General features: G+C 54.7%; 2 protein-coding genes and 2 tRNA genes. 3 read left to right on the forward strand and 1 reads right to left on the reverse strand.

The window, feature by feature from the left end:
* Nucleotides 1-20 precede the first annotated feature (20 nt).
* From D6694_04565 to D6694_04575, 3 genes are all read left to right on the forward strand, one after another.
* Nucleotides 21-97: transfer RNA gene (locus D6694_04565), tRNA-Pro, on the forward strand.
* Between the two features lie 76 nt (nt 98-173).
* Complete coding sequence (locus tag D6694_04570) at nt 174-1,559, forward strand: HD domain-containing protein (GenBank protein ID RMH45517.1); 1,386 nt, start codon at nt 174-176, stop codon at nt 1,557-1,559.
* Nucleotides 1,556-2,089: a hypothetical protein gene (locus D6694_04575; protein RMH45518.1), complete on the forward strand. Its 534-nt coding sequence runs from the start codon at nt 1,556-1,558 to the stop codon at nt 2,087-2,089. The genes D6694_04570 and D6694_04575 overlap by 4 nt, the downstream gene beginning before the upstream one ends.
* 397 nt (nt 2,090-2,486) lie before the next feature.
* Here D6694_04575 and D6694_04580 read toward each other — a convergent pair.
* A tRNA-Leu gene (locus D6694_04580) sits at nt 2,487-2,574 on the reverse strand.
* Nucleotides 2,575-2,583: the final 9 nt, after the last annotated feature.

Below are 2,583 nucleotides of genomic sequence, written 5' to 3' on the forward strand. Positions count from 1 at the left end.
GATGCCCGGGCCGCATGCGACGGGGAGTAGCGCAGCCTGGTAGCGCACCTGCTTTGGGAGCAGGGGGTCGCTGGTTCGAATCCAGTCTCCCCGACCAATTGCCGGGTTGTGAATTTCACCCGACGCACTAGTGGGGACTTGAAAAAGCCAAAGATCGTGATAGGCTTCCCATCATGGGAGGAGGGTTCCGCGGAAAACGTATTCGTGATCCGGTGCACGGGCTTATTGTCTTCGAACAAGGCAATAAGCGCGATGAACTCGCTTGGGAGCTGCTGAATACGCCCGAGATGCAGCGCCTTCGCCGTATCCGGCAGCTCGGCGTCTCCGAGTTCGTGTTTCCGGGGGCTACGCACTCGCGCTTCGCTCACTCCCTCGGTGTCTATCACACGGCCAAACAGCTCGTGGAGATCATCAGGCGGGAACTTCGCCGTCAAGGCAAGGAAAATGAGTTCGATCAAGATAGGGCCGACGAAGCCGTTCTCGCTGCCCTGCTGCACGACGTCGGGCATGGTCCCTTCAGCCACGCTTTCGAACATGCGCAAAAGGCACGAGGCATCAACAAGAGGCATGAGAAGTGGACAGCCGAAATCATCACCAACCCCAACGGCAAGATATCGCGGATTCTCGGTGAAGATCGCGCCCGGCGCATTGCTGACATGCTGCAGGCGGAAGACCCGCAGGATATCTACCACGCCGTGTTTTCGAGTTCGTTCGATGCCGACCGCCTAGATTACGTTCAGCGCGACCGCATGATGACCGGCACGCATGCCGGCCATATCGATTTCGATTGGCTTCTGGATAATCTGCGTGTACGAGAGATAAATCTCGGACCACCTGAGGATGAGGAAACAAGACAGGCGCCGACATTCTGTTTCGACCCGCGGGCACGCCCGGCAGCCGAACAGTTCCTTCTCGCACGCTACACCCTTCATGAGCAGGTCTATTTCCACAAGACCACCCGCGCGATGGAGGAGGTCATAAAGAGGCTCTTCCGCCGCCTGGGGGAACTGGCCGAATCATCTCCGGAAGCAACAGGGCTTCCGAAAGATCACCCCATTTTGAGATTTTTCACATCAGATCGGAACGATATCGAATCCTACCTGGCTCTGGATGATTTTCTGATCATTTCGTCGCTGCCTTTGCTCTACAGTGCAGAGGATGATGTCATTCGTGACATGGCATGCCGTCTGCGTAATCGCACACCCCCGAAGCCCTTGTGTGTGGGAACTGAATTTGGTAGCGACCAGGGCAGACAGCGAAGGGTCGTTGAAAGAATAAACGAAAAATTTCACTCCGAGATTAAAAGTCCATATAGAAAGGTCGCAGAAGATCAAATAAAATTATCTATATATTCTACTGTAGGGGAAGATGAAGAAAGGGCATTCAAGAAAATCCACATTATAGATGGGCAGAAACGTGCGAAAGAAATAGCGAATGAGGGCATCTCGAGATTGATTTGGTCGATGGCAGATAAACCTAAGGAGTTGATAAGATATTATTTCTATGATGAAAGCACGCGTGAAGAAGCGCGTAAGCTGGCGGGAGGGCGAAGGCGATGACGGACGGCGCATTCGTGGCGGCTCTTGTGAAGGCTGCCGGGGGCAGGCTTGTCGGGCGCGTGCGGCTGCAAAAAATTGCATATCTCCTTCAGCAAGTCGGGCTGGAAGAGGTGAGGGACTTGGAATGGAGCTATCATCATTACGGGCCGTATTCTGAGAAACTCGACGAACAACTGATTTTTGCCAAGCTTTTTAATTTGATAGATGAAAAGCGCAGGCCTCGAAGTTCGGATGGAGCGCTCTACAGCATTTTTGAACTTGGCCAAGGCGCCAAGAAGAAAGTGCCGGAACTTCCAGAAAATGGGAGGCACTTGGTTCAACGTCTGCGAGACGAAGACTCGATCATCTTGGAGCTGGCGGCAACCGCACACTGGCTGTCTGAAAAAGAGCAAATAGCGGACTGGAGGGAAGAACTTCACCGACGCAAGACGTGGAAGGTGGAAGATGGGCGATTGGAAAAGGCCCTTGAGCTGTTGAAGGACCTTGGGCTGCCACCGGTTGCGGAGGCCCAAGCAGCGACAACACGGTGAACAGTGCGTGGTAAGGGTGACGTCGCCGCCGACTCCTGCTTCTGGAACCCTTGATCGCGAATGACGGCGAAGTCTTGGAGCATGGTTTCGCCGTCATGCAAGCTTTAGAACAATCGTGGTATCGGCCCGGTTGCTGGCGGCGGACCTGACGCTGAACTTCAAGCTGAATCAGTGAAAGCTTTTCAACGACTTCCTCGCGGTTTGTCGTCCGCAGAGAGCGCTTGAAATGCATACCGGGAAGAAGATGCCCAACCTCTTTCGGCCAGCGGATGCACATGTGCCGACGTTACCGATGCGTATTTGACAGCGCGTTCTCTGCACATCTTCCGCGGGGTGATGTGCGTCACCCGCGCCGGAAAAGGAGCCAGATCATCAGCCTAGATGGGCTCTTGGTGGATGGTGCCCAGGAGAGGACTCGAACCTCCACGGCCGCAATGGCCACTGGTACCTGAAACCAGCGCGTCTACCAGTTCCGCCACCTGGGCTCATGGTGA

It is taken from the genome of Gammaproteobacteria bacterium (assembly GCA_003696665.1).
Lineage (GTDB): Bacteria > Pseudomonadota > Gammaproteobacteria > Enterobacterales.